Below are 17,832 nucleotides of genomic sequence, written 5' to 3' on the forward strand. Positions count from 1 at the left end.
CGGGAACAGACAAGAATCCAAAATGCTGCCGGTGTAAACAGTCCCCCCTGTCAGGGAGGGGCTGGGGGTGGGTCGGCCTGCGAGAGAAGGTCACGCCCGCCAACGGGCCAACCCAACCCCCGACCCCTCCCTGGGAGGGGAGGGATGAGTGTTGATCGGCCTAGCACCACACGCACCCTTTCCCGCCGTTATGGAACCAACTCGGGCCGTGGGGCGGTTGCGCCGCTCGACAACGGTTTGTGAGAGCGTTCATGGGTATAGCATCGGCACTGGGTTTCGGCGGACGCAAGGTGCGCTATGCGATCGTGGGCTTGGGCGATATCGCGCAGGAGGCGCTGATGCCCGGTGTTGCCCATACCGGCAATTCGGAGATCACCGCGCTGGTATCGGGCGATCCCGAAAAGCTGGGGGCCCTGGGCGAACGCTATGGCGTGGCCGACCGCTACGGCTACGACCAGTTCCCCGATCTGCTGCGTTCGGGCACGATCGACGCCATCTACCTCGCCACGCCCAATTGGCGCCATGCCGAATTCGCGGTCCCGGCGCTGGAGGCCGGTATCCACGTCCTGTGCGAAAAGCCGCTCGACATCTCGGCCAAACAGGCGCGCGCGATCATGGCGGCGGCGGAGCGCGGCGGGGCGAAGGTGATGACCGCCTATCGCCTGCATTTCGAACCGGCGACGCTCGATGCGATCCGGCGGATCCGCGCGGGCGAGCTGGGCGATCTGATCGCGTTCAACGCCTGCTTCACCCAGATGGTCGACCCCGCCAATCACCGCGCGACCAACGGCATCTGGGCCGGGCCGCTGTTCGACATGGGTGCCTATCCGATCAACGCCATCCGTTATCTGTTCGGTGCGGAGCCGGTCGAAGTGGTGTCGGCGATCGGCGTGCGTCATGCCGATGCGGGCTTCGGCGATCTCGACGATACGATCGCGGTGATGCTGCGCCTGCCGGGCGATCGCCTCGCCCAGTTCACGGTCAGCTATTATGCCAACAATGTCGACAGCTTCATCATCGCCGGGACCAAGGGATCGATCGAGATGAACCCCGCCTTCGGCTTCGGCCAGGGACTGGAGCATCACCGCCAGATCGGCGAGGATCGCACCCACAAGACGTACAAGGAAACCGACCAGTTCGGCGGCGAGCTGCGCTACTTCTCCGACTGTATCCTGCACGACCGCGATCCCGAACCCGATGGTGAGGAGGGGCTGGCCGACCTGCTGGTGATCGAGGCGATCGTCGCCGCGCTGCGTTCGGGCGGGCGGGTGCCGATCGAGCCGCTGGCGCGGAGCCGCCGGATCGATCCCGATGCGCAGGAACAGACGCTGCGACCGGTATCGGCGCCCGATCCGGTGAATGCCGCCTCTCCGACCGGCGCGTGACGCATCATGGCGTCGCACTTTGATCCCGCCATACCGCTCGCCGGGCACGTCGCCGTCGTCACCGGCGCCAGTTCGGGCATCGGCCTGTCGGTTGCCGAGGCGTTGGCGGGTGCCGGCGCGGCGGTCGTCGTCAACTATCATTCGGATAACGCATCGGCCGACACGCTGGTCGATCGCATCCGCGCCGATGGCGGACGGGCGATCGCGGTCGGCGCCAATGTCTCGGACGAAGCGGAGGTTGCGCGGCTGTTCGATGCCGCCGCCGACGCCTTTGGCCGGATCGATATATTGGTCGCCAATTCGGGCGTGCAGAAGGACGCGTCGATCGCCGACATGACGCTCGACGACTGGAACACGGTGATCGGCGTCAACCTGACCGGGCAGTTCCTGTGCGCGCGCGAAGCGGTGCGCCGCTTCCGCACCCAGCCGGCCGATCGCCGCCCGGCGCGCAGCGCCGGATCGATCGTGACGATGAGTTCGGTGCATGAGGTGATCCCGTGGGCGGGGCATATCAACTATGCCGCGTCGAAGGGCGGCAGCCGCATGTTCACTCGGTCGCTGGCGCAGGAGGTCGCCGCCGACCGCATCCGCGTCAACGCCATCGCCCCCGGCGCGATCCGCACCCCGATCAACCACGACGCATGGGACGGCGACGAAGCGCTGGAAAAGCTGTTGCGGCTGATCCCCTATGGCCGGATCGGCGAGCCGGACGATGTCGCCCGCGCGGCGGTGTGGCTGGCATCGGATGCAGCCGATTACGTCACCGGCACGACCTTGTTCGTCGATGGCGGCATGACGCTGTACCCCGAGTTTCGCGACAATGGTTGAGCCGCTCCGCGCGATCGGCGACCATGGCATCATCGGCGATCTGGAGACGGCGGCGCTGGTCGCGCGCGACGGCGCGATCGATTATCTGTGCTGGCCCTCGCTCGACAGTCCGACGATCTTTGCCGAGCTGCTCGATGCCGAACGGGGCGGGGCGTTCACGCTGCAACCCGAACTCGACGATGCACAGCATTTGCAGCTGTACGTTCCCGACACCAACGTGCTGCTCACCCGCTGGATGGCGGAGGATGGCAGCGCCGAGGTCAGTGACCTAATGCCGCTGGCCGAGGCGCGGACCCGGCCGGATTTCGACGCACGCTGTCTGATCCGCCGGCTGCGGGTGACGCGCGGGACGGTGCGCTTCACCGTGCGCTGTGCGCCCCGCTTCGACTATGCCCGCATCGTGCCGGCGGTGACGGCGGAGAAGGGGGGCGTCCGCTTCACCGGCGGGGAACAGACGCTGCGCCTGTTCGCGTCGGTCCCGCTTGCCGCCGGCGACGATGCCGCCACCGCCGATTTCACCCTGTCGGCGGGCGAGAGCGCATGGTTCGTGATCGGCGACGATCTGCTCGACCGGCCGACCGACGAAGCGATCGACACCGTCACCGCCGCCACTGCCGATGCGTGGCGGCGCTGGACGGCGCAGTCGACCTATCAGGGGCGCTGGCGCGAGGCGATGACCCGGTCGGTGCTGGCGCTCAAGCTGCTGACCTCCGCCCGGCACGGCTCGATCGCGGCGGCGGCGACCTTCGGCCTGCCCGAAGCGACCGGGGCGGGGCGCAACTGGGACTATCGCGCGACGTGGATTCGCGATGCGTCGTTCACCGTCTACGCGTTTCTCCGTCTGGGCTTCGTGGACGAGGCCGAGCATTTCAACCGCTGGGCGGCGGCGCGGGTCATGGACGCCGGCCCCGACGATCCGATCCGCATCATGTACGCGATCGACGGATCGGAGGCGGCGGACGAGCACGAACTGGCGCATCTCGCGGGCTATGCCGGCAGCCGCCCGGTGCGCATCGGCAATGCGGCGCATGCGCAGAGCCAGCTCGACATCTTCGGCGAACTGCTCGACAGTGTCTATCTCTCGAACAAATATGGCCGCGCGATCAGCCATGAAGGCTGGCAGCATGTGCGCGGCATCGTCGACCATGTCATCGCCCATTGGCAGGAAGCCGATGCCGGCATCTGGGAAATGCGCGACAAGCCGCGCCATTTCCTCCATTCGCGGCTGATGTGCTGGGTCGCGCTCGACCGGGCGATCCGGCTGGCGAAGAAACGCTCACTGCCCGCCCCGCTGGTCGCGTGGGCCGAATGTCGCGACGCCATCGTCGACGATGTGTGGACCAACTTCCGCCATCCCGAACATGGCTATTTCGTGCAGCAGCGCGGCGGGCGCGAACTCGACGCCGCGCTGTTGATGATGCCGCTGGTCCGCTTCGTCTCCTCGACCGACCCGGTCTGGCTGAAGACGCTCGACGCGATCGGCAGCGAATTGCGCGACGACGGACTGGTCTATCGCTATCGCAACGCCGACGGGCTGGAGGGCGGCGAGGGGGCGTTCACCACCTGCACCTTCTGGTATGCCGAATGCCTCGCGCGCGCCGGGCGGATGGACGAGGCGCAGATGATCCTCGCCAAGGGCATGGCCTATGCCAACGGGCTGGGGCTGTTTTCGGAAGAAGTCGACCGGCGCGGCCTGCCGCTCGGCAACTTCCCGCAGGCGCTGACCCATCTCGCCTTCATCAGCGCCGCCTATTTCATCGACCGCCGGCTCGACCCCTCCTACCGCCCGCACTGGCAGCCATGACATGAGGTGCGCGATCCGGGCACTTTGCGCAGGCCCGGGCCAACGGCCCGTGCTGCGCGTCCTTCCTTGCCGGCAACCGCCCAAGCTCAATCCCGACGGGTCAAAACCATGTCATCACGCTCCAGGGAGCGACATCCGGACGTGCGTTGGCGGCCACAGTCGTTCTGGCAGGCCCCCTCCGGCATATTCCAATGCATCGTCCAGCGATCAGGCCGATCAAATGCGTTCCGTTACCACCGTCATTCGGCCGTTTCGCGCAGGATGGGATAGCGCAGGACAAAGGGATGCCCCGGCCCCGCCTGCGCATACAGCCACGCCAGTCGCGCATCCGGATCGGCGGCGAAGGCGGGTTCGGCGCGCAACTTCGCATCGAACGCCGCCTTGACTTTAGGATCGGTCGCCAGCACTTGCTCGCCGAGCCTCGCGAGGACGAAGGCGTCCGTATTGGGGGCCGGCGCCAGCATTTCGGGAAAGAAACCCCAGGCGAGAAACGAATCCTGGCTCTCCGGCTCCAGCAACGCCGCCGCCAGCAGCCCGAGCGGCTGATCGGCCGGCACCCGTACGCTGCCGACAGGCATGACCTGTTCGACGCGTTCGTGCGCGAACCGTGCCGTGATCGGATAGCGTCCTTCGTTGGGCTGCATGACCTTCGGATCGATTACCCGGACCCGATCGAGGTTCAGCGTCCTCCAATCCGCCATCGTCTCGAACGCGATGCCGTGCAGGCGCAGGCGGTCGATAACCTCGCTCTGCTCGCGCGGCACCCACCATGCCTTGGGCAGGCGGACGCGCTCGGTCGGCGTCTGGCCGATGATCGGCATGCGGAAGGTGATTGGCCTGGCGAGCCAGCGCTGCTCCTCCCGCCCGGAGGCCGGGGACAGATAGGTGTCGAACGCCACGCCCCTGAACTTCTCGATCCAGCCGATCGGGGCGGCGGCGGGCTTCCAGCGGGTCAGCAGTTCGACCGGCCGACTGGCGCGATCGGCGGCTTTCGCGGCCGAGATGCGTGCGGCATCGCTCGCCGCGACCTGCAACGCGGCTTCGAGAAGCACATAGGTGCCAAGCACGCGCTGCCGATATGGCTTGAGCATATGGTTTTCGACCAGCACGGTCGGCATGGCGATGAAGTCGCCATAGCCGGTCGAATAGCGGGGGCCTTCCGGACTGTACCGTATTCCCTTCTCGGGATGACGGGTGTCGACCGGGCTGGGATAGATGACCGGCATATGGCCTGCCTTCGTCAGCGCCGTCGAGACGGCGGGGCCGAAACGGCGCTCCAGCCAGTCGGCGGTAGCGCGGTGGCGCGCATATCTGCCCCATCCGGCATAGGTGAAGGTCACGTCATACTGCATGTCGAAGCCTTCGCTGACATGGCAGTCGATATAGAGGATCGGGTCGAGCGACCGGATCAGGCCGATCATCGCGCGCGATTCCGGCGCATCCAGCTTCGCATAATCGCGGTTGAGATCGATGTTGCGCGCGTTCGCATCGCGCCCCTTTTCGAACGGCCCGCGAATGTGCGGGTAATTGTACGCACTCATCTGTTCATGGCCATCGATATTGTAGATCGGCACGAAGACCAGATCGACCCGGTCGAGCAGGCTGTCCTTGCCACCCACCGCGATGTCGCGCAGCAGCATCAGCCCGGCATCCTTGCCGTCGATCTCGCCCGCATGGATGCCGCCCTGCACCAGCACGACCGGCTTGCCCGTGCCCCCCTTACTGGCGCGGACATAGATCATCTCGCGCCCCTCGGTCGTGCGGCCGAAGCTGTGCACCGTGACCAGCGGCGACGCGGCATCGAGCCGGGCGAGCCAGGCGCGCACTTCCTCGTAACGCGGCGTCGTGCGGAACCCGGCCGCCTCGGCCGGGGTGATCCACGGATCGTTCGGCGCGACGATCAGACGCTCGCTCGCCCCCGACCATGGCAGCGCCGGCGGCAAGGGCGCGGGGCCTTGCGCGATAAGCGGGCTGGCGGTGGCCAGCAGCAGGATACCGAGATTGCGAGCGATGTTCAGGCGCAAGGGGGGCTTTCCATTCCATGATTCCAGAACCCGGCGATGCGGCGTATTCACCATCTGCCGGGGAAACGCCGTAGCCGTGTAGGCTGGCGGCGGATACGCAAAGGCTGTTGCGTTGCAGCACGGTCGCTTTATGAGACGTTGCAACATACCGCAACCCACATGGCGCATATCCGCCCGCCGCAACCCGGAGCCGCAATGTCTTTCAGCTTCCTTCGTTCACGACTGCAATCGTCCGCCATCGCCTGTCTGTTCGTGGTCGGGACGGGACCGTTCGTGGCGCAGGCGCACGAGGCGCACGAGGCGCCGAAGCCCGATGATACGGACGAGATCGTCGTGCTTGGTACCCGCAACACCGTCGATCGGACGCTATCGTCGGATCGCGTCACCGAACGCATGTCGCAGTCGAGCCGGTCGATCGAACGCGACATTCTGGACGCGGCGGGGACGTACCGGCTGAGCGACGCGCTCGAACTGGTCAGCGGCTTCAGCCAGCAGAACAACCGGGGCGGCGTCATCGACAATTTCGCGGTTCGTGGGTTTCTCGGCACGCCGGACGGGGGCGCGGAATATTATCTGAACGGCTTCCTCGCCAATCGCGGCATGGCGCCGCCGCGCGATCCCGCGACGACCGAACGTGTCGAGGTGCTGAAAGGGCCTGCGGGCGCCCTGTTTGGCGACGTCGATCCCGGCGGGCGGGTCAATATCGTGACCAAGGTGCCGCGCTTTACGCCGCACGCCAATGCGATGGTCAGCTATGGCTCCTTCGACACGCGTCGCGTCGAACTCGACGCTACCGGTCCGCTGACCCGGACGCTGGCCGCCCGGATCGTCGTCGCCGGAGAGGACAGCGATGGATGGCGCGACACCGTCACCCTCCGCCGCCGCGTCGTCTCGCCGTCGCTGACATGGCAGGCCAGCGATGCGCTGCGGCTGACCTACACCGGCGAATTCAGCCAATATGATACGCCGTTCGATCGCGGCATTCCGGCGATCAACGGCGATGCCAATGCCTTGCCGCGTTCGAATTACTATGGCGAACCGTCGAACGGCCTCACCAGGTCGCGGCAGGAGCAGCACCAGTTCACCGGATTGGCGGAACTGGGGGACAGCTGGACGCTGAACGGCGGTATCGTCTGGCGGACGGGGACGCTGAAGGGCCTGTCCGCCGACCAGTCGCGTATCGTCGGGACCGCCCTGTGGCGGCAGCGCCGGTCGCGCGATTTCAGCGTCGATGACCTGTCGGCGCGCCTAGAACTGGCCGGACAGGTCGGGCGGCATCGCATCAGTGCGGGCGTGAAGGGCTATCGCTTTTTCTACGGCGAACGCTGGCTGCGTATCAACCCGTCGGCCGCCGCCCCTTACGCGATCGACCTGTACGATCCGGCCTATGGATCGGTGGCGGCGGCGCTGCGTCCCTTCACGAACAACGATGAGAGCCGCTGGGCGGGCACTTTCTATGTGCAGGACATGTGGGACGTCACCGATCGGCTGACGCTGGTCGGCGGCGCACGGGTCGATCCGTACCGGCAGAAGATCGTCAACAACAACACCGGCGGCGTCGGCCGCAATATTGACGCGCCGGTGAACTTCCGCGTCGGTGCGCGTTACCGCGTCACCGACGCGATCGCCGTGCACGCCAATTGGGGTGAGAATTTTTCGCTGAACACCGGCACCGATCGCAACGGCGCGGGGTTCGGCCCGGAACGGGGGCGCGGCTACGAATTGGGGGTCGCGGCCAAGCTGCCGGGTATCGACCTGGCTGCGACATGGTTCGACATCCGCAAGCAGGACATTCTGACGACCGACCCGGTCGACGCGAACTTCCTCGCGCCGGTCGGCAGCATCGTCAGCCGCGGGATCGAACTCGATGCGTCGGCGCGGCTCGGCAATCGCTGGCAGATCGTCGCCAACTATGCATGGCTCGATGCGAAGGCGGATGACACCGCGTTTCCGACGTCGGACGTGCTGAACGTGCCCGAGCATTCGGGAACGTTGCTGGTCGTCCATCGCATCCCGACCAACCGGGGCGACTGGCAGCTGAGCGGGGGCGTCGCCTATATCGGCGATCGGGCGGGATCGCTGACGGCACGGCCGGTGGTATTGCCGGAATATGCGAAGGTGAAGGCGGCGATCGAAGCGCCGGTCGTCGAGGGGGTCCGCTTCCGTCTGGAGGCCGACAATCTGCTCGATCGGCGCTATGCGGCCAGCTCGTACAGCGCGCTTTGGATCTATCCCGGCGCGCCCCGGACGGTACGGGCATCGCTTCGTCTGGAGATCTGACTGGACGGGACCGGCTTTCGCCGGTCCCGTCCAGTCACGTTGCCGGCGATCAGCCGTGGCAGGGGCAACCGGCATGGTCGCAGCCGGCCGACTGCTGGTGATGGTTGGCGCAATTCTCGCCGCAGAAGATGCGACCTTCGGCTTCGACACCGTTGCTGGTGCTGACCACGCAGACGCAATCGTTGCAGGCGCACTTCACCATTTCGACATTGACGCTCATCATCTATTCCTCGTGCAAGTGGTCTTCGGGTTCCATCACGTGGTCCATCATGTTCGTCAGCATGGTACGGACGTGGCAGTCGGGCAGCGCGTAAAAGACATTCCGCCCCGATCGCGTCTGCTTCAGCAATCGCCCGGCCCGCAGCAGCCGAAGATGCTGCGACACCAGGCTCTGGCTGACGCCGACTTCCGTGGTCAGCTCCCCCACCGAACGCGGCCCGTCGAGACAGGCCACGACCAGGCGAAGCCGGTTCGGCTCGCCAAGGAGGCGGAACAGCTCCGCAAGCTGGATACCCTCGTCCTGTGTCATGCACCTACAAACATATGAACACGTGCTAATATGTTTGCATTCGACGCGGTGTCAATCATTCCTTCGGATGCGACGACCCGCGCTTACCGGTCGATCGGATGGCCGATCCTGTACGGTCCCGACCGCGTTGCCATCGGTCGTCCCTTCCAGCTCAATCGCACCAGCCCGTCGCCCACCAACGCATCGATCGCGGCGTGTACGACGGGCATTTCGGCGCGCCAATCGGCCGCGATCGTACGCGCCACCTCGCTTGGACAGATGGTCGCATCCGGCGCGCGTTGGGCGAGGAGGGACAGTATCGCGGCCTTGGCATCCGTCATGCCGCTTCATTCCGCACCGCGCGGCGCCGCGTCAACCGATCCAGTTCAGGTCGGGGCGCGCACGCGGTCGCTTCGACGCCGGGCGCAGCCCATTTACGGGAATGCAACCCGTTGCGGCGATAATGACCGGGAATCGTGCCGTTATCGCCGCAACCGGAAGTCGTATGATGCGTCCAGTCCCCTCGTCCGGTCCGCGCCGCTGCCTGTATCGGGCGGCGCCATGGCTGTTGTTCGCGCTGCTGCCCGGGTGCGGCGGCGGCAGTACGCCCAGCAGCGGGGCGATAGTCACCCCGATCGTCACGCCTGCGCCGACCCCAACGCCCACGCCGGCGCCGACCCCCACGCCGTCGCCCGTCGCGACCGTCAACGAACCCCCGACCGGCGCCGATTTCACGACTTCCGTCGCGCAACTCTATGCCGCCGCGCCCAATATCGCCGCCTGCCAGACCGGACAGCTCAAACCGGCGGTGGGTGCCCGGGTGCTGGCGGTGCTCAACGATATCCGTGCGCACCACGGCCTGCCTGCCGTCACCTATGCGATGGCCGAGGAAGCAGCATCGATGCAGTCGGCGCTGATGATGGCCGCCAATGGCCAGTTGAGCCACACCCCGCCGACCGACTGGAAATGCTATACCGGTGCCGGTGCCACTGCGGCCGGGCAGAGCAACATCTATCTCGGCTACGGCTCCGGCCTGCGCTATTCGCAGGATGCCGACATCATGATCGGGTTCCTGACCGACGTCGACAATCTGATCGCGAACAATATCGGCCACCGCCGCTGGCTGCTCTATCCATTCCTGTCGAGCGTCGCCTATGGCCGCGTCGCCGGGGCGGAGGCGACGCGCGGTCGCGCCGACGGGGCGTCGATCAAGGTCATCAACACGACCCAGAACTTCACCGGCCCGCTGCCCGATTTCGTCGCCTATCCCTATCAGGACTATCCGGCGCGCTATTACGCCAATGGCGCGCTGCTGTCGTTCAGCGTCATCGCCGACAAGACACGCAATTTCGGCGCGAACGCACAGGTTCGCTTCGCCAACGCGGCGATCACGGTCCGGCCGCGCGACGGGGCGGCGCTGACGGTCGGCAATATCGCGTATGACAATGACGGTTTCGGCCTGCCGAACAGCCTGCAATGGAGCGTGGCGGGTCTGGCGGCGAACACCACCTATGACGTGACCATCAGCAACGTCGTGGTCGCGGGCGTGCCCAAGAACTACAGCTATTATTTCCGCCTGACGCCCTGAACCTTGCCTGCGGTCATGGGGTGGCCGATGATCGGCCTGTCATGACCGAACCCAAATCTCCGCTGCTGAAAGACCTGCTCGGGCCGGATGCGGTCGCGACCATCGCCGATGCCGGTGTCGCCGCCTCGGCCCGCTTCGATCGGGCCGCCTTCGCCACGGCCGCGCTGGCCGGCCTCGACACGCTGTCGATCATGGAGCGGGTCCGTCATATCGCCGATGCGCTGCATCCGGCACTGCCGGCCGACTACCCGACGGCACTCGACCTGTTGCGGGCGATGGCGCCGCACCTGACCCATGCGTTTCAGGTGATGGCGATCACCGAATATGTGCCACGCCACGGCCTGTCCGATGTCGATCGCTCGCTTGCGGCGCTGGCCGACCTCACCCGCTTCGGCAGCGCCGAATTCGCGGTCCGGCCGTTCCTGGCGCAGGATGTCGAAGGCACGCTGCGCGCGATGCAACGCTGGAGCCGTCACGAGAACGAGCACGTCCGCCGCCTCGCCAGCGAGGGCAGCCGGCCACGCCTGCCATGGGGCAGCCGTATCGCCGCGTTCCGACAGGACCCGACGCTCGCCGCGCCGATCCTCGATACGCTGCGCGCCGATCCCAGCGCCTATGTCCGCAAATCGGTCGCCAACCATCTAAACGATATCGGCAAGGACCGGCCCGACTGGCTGGTAGCCCATCTGTCGCGCTGGCCGGGCGAGGATGCGGCGACGTCGTGGATCGTCCGCCATGCGTTGCGTACGCTGGTGAAACAGGGCGATCCCGCCGCCCTTGCGCTGCTCGGCGCCGATCACGACGCGCAACTGGCGGTGGAGCATTTCGCGGTCGCACCGGCGGCGGTCGCGCTAGGGGAAGCGATCACCCTCGACGTACGGCTACGCTCGACCGCGCCGGTCGATCAGCATGTGGTGGTCGACTATCGGCTCCACTATGTCCGACCGCGTGGCAAAAGCGCGGCCAAGGTCTTCAAGCTGAAGACCTTCGACCTGCCCGCCAGCGCGACCGTGGCGCTGACGACCCGGCAGACGATCCGCGATTTCAGCACCCGCCGCCATCACCCCGGACGGCACGTCGTCGAGCTGTTCGTTAACGGCCACATCCGGGCGATCGCGGCGTTCGATCTGGCGGGCGGTTGAGCCGGTCAACCGCCTCCTTCATTGCGGCACCTTCGTCGGCGCGACGTTCCACCCGCGCAGGGTCACGGTCGGCTGCACGCCGATCGTCGCGGGATAGCGGATGGTGACGGTGCGGGACTCCCTTGGGAGGAGCGAGATGTAGTTGTCGCTGTAGAAGGCGGGGAGGATGCGGTTCCCGTCGGGGCCGAGCAGCGTCAGTTTGGCGTTCAGCGCGGCGACCGGGCCGTCGTTCGACAGCGTCACCGTAACCATGCGGTCGTTGCCATCGACCACCGGCGCGGTCATCCGCGTGGTCAGCGTCGCCGGGGCGAGCGCGTTCAGCGCCTCATACGAAGCCGCATCACGCCCGCGCCAGTAGAAATTGTCCGACACCGGCTTGCCCGCCGCATCGGACAGGGTTAGCCGCACCAGCACCACCGGATGCGCCGCGTACAGCGTGTCGAGCGGTACTACGGCGAGCGGCGTCGCCCGGTTGGCGAGCGCATCGACCCGGTCGGTCCGCGCGAACAGCTCGGCATTGTCCAGCCCGACGACCCGCACGCTGGCGGTCAGCCCCTTCGCATCCGCCTGCGTCGTGTTGAGCACGACCAGTTCGTTGCCGGGCAGGTTCAGCTGGACGTGAAGCGGCTCGGTCGCCTTCTTGGCACCATAATAGGCGGCATGAGTGTCGTAATCCCATGAATAGATCTGCCACGCGTTCGAAGGCCACGCCGGATGCGTCATCCATAGCAGCCGTCCGCTATTTTTCGTCCACAGATGGCCGAGGAACCCTTCATACATCGCCTTGTGCGTTTCGAGGTTCATCATCTGCGCCTTGCGCTCGAAATCGGCGAAGTCCTTGCCCGGACCGAACATCGTCGCCAGCGTCTGCATGAACGTCTTCGTGTCGCCATTCCCGCCGAAATGCCAGTCGTGATAGGCGAGCACGTCGCCCAGCGGCCAGCGATCGGCGGCGGGAACGTAGGATGCGATCGATTCTGCGGTCGACAGCGACGGCGTGCCGGTTTCGACCGAGAAACCGGTGGCGAGATCGGTGAAATATCCGACCGGCGCCCGGTAATTATACGGGCCGGACCCCTGCAAATTGACGACGTTGGACGATCCGGTGAACCAGCGGGTGCCGTCCAACTGGAACACGGCATCGTCCAGCCCCTCGTTCAGCGCCGGATAGGGGACGCCTTCGTTGCGGCCGAACCACAGGATGATCGACGGGTGGTTGCGATAGCGGGCGATGGTGTCGCGCGCGTTGGCCAGGAACAGCGACGCGTCGTCGGGCTCGACCTGGAAATTCTGCGTCGATTGCCAGAAATCGTTCAGGACCATCATGCCGTTCTCGTCGGCCAGGTCGTAGAATTCCTCTTCGGTATTGGTGCCCATCCAGTTGCGAATGACGTTCATATGCGCCTCGCGCTGGAGGCGGAAGAAGGGGCTAAGCCATTGATAGCTGACCCGCTTCATCGCGTCGTCCATGCCCCAGTTGCCGCCGCGCGCCGCGATGCGCACGCCGTTCACCCGGATGGTCAGATGCGGTTCGGGCAGGGTTTCGGGGATCGCGGTCACCGCGCGCGACGCCTCGCCCGCAGGGGTCAGCGATTCCGCCCATCCGGTCGGCGTCTGCTTGATCGCGCCGTGGCGGACGTCGATCAGCTTCTGTCCGGCCAGACCGCCATCGGTGGTCTGCACGTTCACGCGGCGCAGCGCCCCGGCGGCGTCGAACAGCGACAGGTCGTAGCTGACCTCGCGGATGCCGAAGCGTCCGGCCTTGCTGTCGGACACGCCGTTCGCGTCGCTGACTTGATAGGTCGCGTGATAGAGATGGGGTTCGCCATAGCCGTTCGGCCACCATAATTTCGGATTGGCGACGGTGAGCGCGGGGAAATCGGCGGGCGTGAATCGCACGTCGCTGCGCCCGGCGGGGGCGGTCACGCGCTTGTCGACGGTGACCCCTTCGAACGCGACCCTGACCGTGACCGGCGCGGCGGGGCCGCTATTGTCGATGGGCACGGTGATATGGATAGCGGCGCGGTCGGTGCGCGGCAGCGGCAGGTCGGTGACGACGTGCGGGTCGAGGATGCGGATGCTGCCATGCGCCAGCAGCTCAACCGGGCGCCACAGCCCGGTGTTGCGATCGCGGATGCCGGGGATCCAGTCCCACCCCTCGGTCGCGACGAAGGTCGGCCCGTCGATCGCCAGTTGTCCGCCATTTTCGCCGACACCCCCCGCGACCGATTGTTCGTGGGGAATGCCCGGATGCGGCGGCGGCGACACCCGCACCGCGATGACGTTCTCGCCCGCGACCGGTACATAGTCGAATTGGCCGCGAATGAACGCGCCGCGTGTGGTGCCGAGCGGCGCGCCGTTCGCCCAGATTTCGGAGGCATAGTTGATGCCGCCGAACACGATCGTCAGCTTCTTGCCCGCAGCCTCCGCCGGCACGGTGAAGCGGGTGCGGTACCAATAGTCCTGCCGCGCCAGCTTCTCCGGAATCTTCAGGTTGTTGAGGCCGTAATAGGGATCGGGATAGACGCCGCGATCGACCAGCGTCTGGAGCACGGTGCCGGGCACCGTCGCCGCGCGCCATGTGCCCTTGGCCGTACCGGGCCGCGACAAGGCGGCGCCGTCCGCCACGACGTCAGGGGCGGCGGCGAGTTGCCAACCATTGATCTGCCACCGTCCAGGGGTGGTCGGCTGCATGACAGGCGCGGTCGGCAGTGGTTTGGCGACGGGTGGGCTGTACGCCCCGCCCTTTGACTGCGGCAGGGTCCATGGGTCCTGTTGTTGCGTCAGGCCGATATTCGCCTGTTTCTGGAACGGCCAGGTGACGCCGACTTCCCATAGCTGGACATTGTCGAAATCGGGGCGGGGCAGCTTCGCGACGTCCGCTGCCGACAATGGCCGTTCGTGCAGCGTGACGCCGACCAGCGTGCCGCCGAAATGTGGCTTGCCTGGGATCGCGCGGGCAACATGCAGGATGCCCTGCGTCGCGCTGGCGCGGGCGGCGCCGGCGGCGACCCGGCGGCCATCGACATACAGCGTCGCACGGCTGCCGTCGGAAACGACCGCGACCTGCGTCCAGCGGCCGGGGGCGATGGCGGGACCGGCGATCGTCGAGGCGCCGTCGCGCAGCATCAGCCGTCCGTCGTCGAGGCCGAGTACCCGCGCATCGCCGATCGCGACCAGTGGCACCATGCCCGCCTGCCGCGCCGCGCCCTTGATCCAGAGCGTCACGCTGTACGGCGCGCCGGCCGACAGCACCGGTCCGTCGATCGGGCGTTCAATGCCGATCCCGCCGGACAGGAAGCTGGCATTGTACGGCCCACCATTGGCCGGCACTTGGGCTGCGGCGATGCCGCCTGATCCCACCGTGACAAGCAGCGTAGCGATCACGCCGAATTTCATGCAGAAGTCCTTTTGGTCAGGTCGGCGCTGATCGCTTCGAGATCGCGGCCACGGGTTTCGGGGAACAGCCGCCAGACCAGCAGCGCCTGCAACAGCGTCGCCGCGGCAAAGCCCCAGAAGGGGAGCGCGCGGTCCCATTGCGCGATGAGCGGAAAGGCGAAGGATAGCGCGGCATTGGCGACCCAGTGGGTGGCGCTGCCGATCGCCTGTCCGCGCGCGCGTACGTCGGTCGGGAATATCTCGCTCAAATAGACCCAGATCACCGCGCCCTGCGACATGGCGAAGGCGGCGATGAACAGGATCAGCAGCGGCAGGAGCAAGGCGGGCGACGCCGCGCCCATATACACCAGCGCGACCCCAGCGAGTGCGATCGCGGTGACGATACCGCCGCCGATCAGCAGCGGCTTGCGCCCGACCCGGTCGATCACGCCCATGCCGATGACCGTCGCGATCAGGTTCGCGCCCCCGATCGCGATCGCCTGCACATCGCCCGACACGCCGGTGAAGCCGGCGGCGGCGAAGATGTCGTTCAGATAATAGAGGATCGCGTTGATGCCCGACAATTGGTTGAACAGGCCGATGGCGATGGCGAGCAGGATCGGCAGGCGGTGGACGCGCCAGTCGAGCCGGCCCGTCCCGCCGGTCTCCGCCGCCGGGATCGCATCGAGGCCGAGCCGCGCCGCCGCCCGGGCCGCTTCCTGATCGCGGCCGCGCGCGGTGAGCCAGCGCGGGCTTTGCGGCAGGCCGGTCAAGAGCACGAGGAACAGCGCGGCGGGAACGGCCGCCACGCCCAGCTTCCACCGCCAGGCGAGGTCGGGTGCGACCGCCTGCGCGACCAGATAGTTGCTGAGATAGGCGACTAGGATGCCGGCGACGATGTTGAACTGGAACAGCCCGACCAGCAGCCCGCGCCGCTTCGCCGAACTGATCTCGGCGATATAGACGGGCACGAGTACCGACGACGCCCCGATGGCGAGACCGCCGAGCACGCGGAACGCAACGAAACCGGTCAGCGTGGTGGCGATCGCGCAGCCGATGGCCGACACGACATAGAGCAACCCGATGACCCGCAGTACCGCGAGGCTACCCCAGCGGTCGCCCGGCGCACCGCTGAACAATGCCCCGACCAGCGTCCCCCACAAAGCGGCGGAGACGGCGAAGCCCAAGCCCGCTTCGGACAGCGCATATTGGCTGCGCAGCGCGTCGGTGACGCCGGAGATGACGGCAGTGTCGAACCCGAACAGCAGGCCGCCCAGGCTCATCGCGACGACGGCGCGGGTGTGGGTGGTGCCGCTCATGCGCCGGCCACCCGGGCGAGGAAGCGCCCATGCGGTTCGGCATGGGCCAGCGTCCTGGCGATGGCGGCGCGCATCCGGTCAAAACTGTCGGCCAGATCGTCCTCGCCGATCGCATCCGCCAGCGGCGAATGGCGGAGCGGCAGGTCGCCAAAGCCCGCATACAGGCTCAACCAGCTCGGGTCCTGGAACGTGTCCCACTCGTTGCGCACGAATTCTCCTCCCGAACGCCATGCGTCCAGCTTGATCTGCAAGGGTTCCGGCGGTTCGACCGCGCGAATGGATTGCCAGAACGGCTCGTCGCGGCCGTTGGCGAGATAGTGCAGGAACAGGAAGTCGCGCAGCCGTTCGAATTCCAGCACCGATTGCCGGTTGTAGGTGGCGGCGAGGCGGGGATCGCAGGTCCGGTCGGGGAACAAGGCGACGAAGCGTTCCAGCCCCGACTGGATCAGCGAGATGCTGGTCGATTCGAGCGGTTCGAGGAAGCCCGAGGCGAGGCCGAGGCCGACGACATTGCCGCTCCAGAAGCGCGTCCGGTGCCCGGTGACGAAGCGGAGCCGATTGGGATCGGCGAGCGGTGCGCCCTCCAGCGAGGCGAGCAGCGCGTCCTCGGCATCGGCATCGGACTGGAACGCGCTGCAATAGACGCTGCCATTCCCGATACGGTGGCGCAGCGGGATGCGCCATTGCCAGCCGGCGGGGCGGGCGGTGGCGACGGTATAGGGGGTGGGATCGCCCGGCCCCGCGCGGCACGGGATCGCCACCGCCCGGTCGCAGGGCAGCCAGTGCGACCAGTCGACATAGGGCACACCCAGCGCCTCGCCGAGCAACAGGCTGCGAAATCCCGACGCGTCGATCCACAGGTCGCCGGCGATGGCGCGTCCGTCGTCGAGCTCGACCTGCGTCACATGGCCGCGTGCCGGATCGGTCGCGACGTCGACGATCCGTCCGTCGACATGGGTGACGTGATTGGCGAGGGCGAGGCGGCGCAGCAGCGCGGCGAACTTCGCCGCATCGAAATGCAGCGCGAAGTTGAAGACGCCAAGGTCGTTGGCGGGCCGCTCAGCCGGCGGCAGGAACAGGCCGCCCCGCGCCAGTTGCGTCGCGAGGCAATAGTCGGCGAGCGGACCTGCGCGGCCGATCGCGTTCAGTTTCAGCCAATAGTGATGGAAGGCCACCCCCTGCGCCCCGACCCCGTACAGGCCGAAAGGGTGGAAGAAGCGATGCCCGTCGCCGCCCCAGCCATCGAAACGGATGCCGTATTTGATCGTGCCGCCGGTTTCGCGCAGCACGTCGGGTTCGCCCAGTTCGATCGCCGACAGGAAATCGCGGATCGCCGGCACCGTCGCCTCGCCGACGCCGACCGTGCCGATCGCGGCACTGTCGACGACGGTGATCGAGAGCTTGAGATGCGCGAGCCGCCGCGCGAGATAGGTCGCGGCCATCCACCCGGCGGTGCCGCCGCCGACGATGACGATCGATCGAACCGGTTCGTGCGGCATCTGTCCCCCCTTCGTCGCGTTCGATCGATACCCCACCCCTTGTCCCGTGTCGCCGCCGCGACGCTGCGCGACGGCGA

General features: G+C 66.9%; 13 protein-coding genes. 6 read left to right on the top strand and 7 right to left on the bottom strand.

Annotated elements, in window-relative coordinates; genetic code table 11:
- The first annotated feature begins 251 nt into the window (after positions 1-251).
- Genes ASE59_RS14715 through ASE59_RS14725 form a run of 3 tightly spaced genes read left to right on the top strand, consistent with a single transcriptional unit; the run spans position 252 to position 4,017 of the window.
- On the top strand, positions 252-1,385 hold the full coding sequence (locus ASE59_RS14715) for a Gfo/Idh/MocA family protein (protein ID WP_056457829.1): 1,134 nt from the start codon (positions 252-254) through the stop codon (positions 1,383-1,385).
- Between the two features lie 6 nt (positions 1,386-1,391).
- On the top strand, positions 1,392-2,213 hold the full coding sequence (locus tag ASE59_RS14720) for a glucose 1-dehydrogenase (protein WP_056457832.1): 822 nt from the start codon (positions 1,392-1,394) through the stop codon (positions 2,211-2,213).
- Entirely contained in the window at positions 2,206-4,017 is a 1,812-nt protein-coding gene (locus ASE59_RS14725; RefSeq protein ID WP_056457834.1) for a glycoside hydrolase family 15 protein, read from the top strand. Before ASE59_RS14720 ends, ASE59_RS14725 begins: the two co-directional genes overlap by 8 nt.
- Positions 4,018-4,256: 239 nt before the next feature.
- On the opposite strand, the gene ASE59_RS14730 is transcribed toward ASE59_RS14725, so the two are convergent.
- Positions 4,257-6,041, bottom strand: coding sequence for a M14 family metallopeptidase (locus tag ASE59_RS14730; RefSeq protein WP_414899192.1), 1,785 nt, complete (start codon positions 6,039-6,041; stop codon positions 4,257-4,259).
- Between the two features lie 195 nt (positions 6,042-6,236).
- Between ASE59_RS14730 and ASE59_RS14735 the strand changes: the two genes are divergently transcribed.
- Entirely contained in the window at positions 6,237-8,321 is a 2,085-nt protein-coding gene (locus ASE59_RS14735) for a TonB-dependent receptor (protein WP_056457837.1), read from the top strand.
- Between the two features lie 49 nt (positions 8,322-8,370).
- On the opposite strand, the gene ASE59_RS14740 is transcribed toward ASE59_RS14735, so the two are convergent.
- From ASE59_RS14740 to ASE59_RS14750, 3 genes are all read right to left on the bottom strand, one after another.
- Positions 8,371-8,541 carry a metallothionein gene (locus tag ASE59_RS14740; protein WP_082458494.1) on the bottom strand — a complete coding sequence of 57 codons (171 nt, stop codon included), beginning with the start codon at positions 8,539-8,541 and terminating at the stop codon, positions 8,371-8,373.
- 3 nt (positions 8,542-8,544) lie between these two features.
- Positions 8,545-8,850 carry an ArsR/SmtB family transcription factor gene (locus tag ASE59_RS14745; RefSeq protein WP_056457843.1) on the bottom strand — a complete coding sequence of 102 codons (306 nt, stop codon included), beginning with the start codon at positions 8,848-8,850 and terminating at the stop codon, positions 8,545-8,547.
- An 83-nt stretch (positions 8,851-8,933) separates the two neighbouring features.
- The gene (locus ASE59_RS14750; protein WP_056457846.1) at positions 8,934-9,170 is read right to left on the bottom strand and encodes a DUF3253 domain-containing protein; all 237 of its coding nucleotides are present in this window, start codon (positions 9,168-9,170) and stop codon (positions 8,934-8,936) included.
- Between the two features lie 167 nt (positions 9,171-9,337).
- Here ASE59_RS14750 and ASE59_RS14755 point away from each other — a divergent pair, with 167 nt between their 5' ends.
- Positions 9,338-10,417, top strand: coding sequence for a CAP domain-containing protein (locus tag ASE59_RS14755; RefSeq protein WP_156360102.1), 1,080 nt, complete (start codon positions 9,338-9,340; stop codon positions 10,415-10,417).
- 41 nt (positions 10,418-10,458) lie between these two features.
- Positions 10,459-11,559: a DNA alkylation repair protein gene (locus tag ASE59_RS14760; protein ID WP_056457854.1), complete on the top strand. Its 1,101-nt coding sequence runs from the start codon at positions 10,459-10,461 to the stop codon at positions 11,557-11,559.
- Between the two features lie 18 nt (positions 11,560-11,577).
- Here the strand turns inward: ASE59_RS14760 and ASE59_RS14765 are convergent, their stop codons facing one another.
- The 3 genes from ASE59_RS14765 to ASE59_RS14775 are packed head-to-tail and all read right to left on the bottom strand — an operon-like array spanning position 11,578 to position 17,755.
- Complete coding sequence (locus tag ASE59_RS14765; RefSeq protein WP_056457857.1) at positions 11,578-14,958, bottom strand: glycoside hydrolase family 2; 3,381 nt, start codon at positions 14,956-14,958, stop codon at positions 11,578-11,580.
- Complete coding sequence (locus ASE59_RS14770; protein WP_056457860.1) at positions 14,955-16,256, bottom strand: sugar porter family MFS transporter; 1,302 nt, start codon at positions 16,254-16,256, stop codon at positions 14,955-14,957. Before ASE59_RS14770 ends, ASE59_RS14765 begins: the two co-directional genes overlap by 4 nt.
- Positions 16,253-17,755: a tryptophan halogenase family protein gene (locus ASE59_RS14775; RefSeq protein WP_056457863.1), complete on the bottom strand. Its 1,503-nt coding sequence runs from the start codon at positions 17,753-17,755 to the stop codon at positions 16,253-16,255. The genes ASE59_RS14770 and ASE59_RS14775 overlap by 4 nt, the downstream gene beginning before the upstream one ends.
- Positions 17,756-17,832: the final 77 nt, after the last annotated feature.

The organism is Sphingomonas sp. Leaf10 (assembly GCF_001421245.1).
Classification (GTDB): Bacteria; Pseudomonadota; Alphaproteobacteria; order Sphingomonadales; family Sphingomonadaceae; genus Sphingomonas.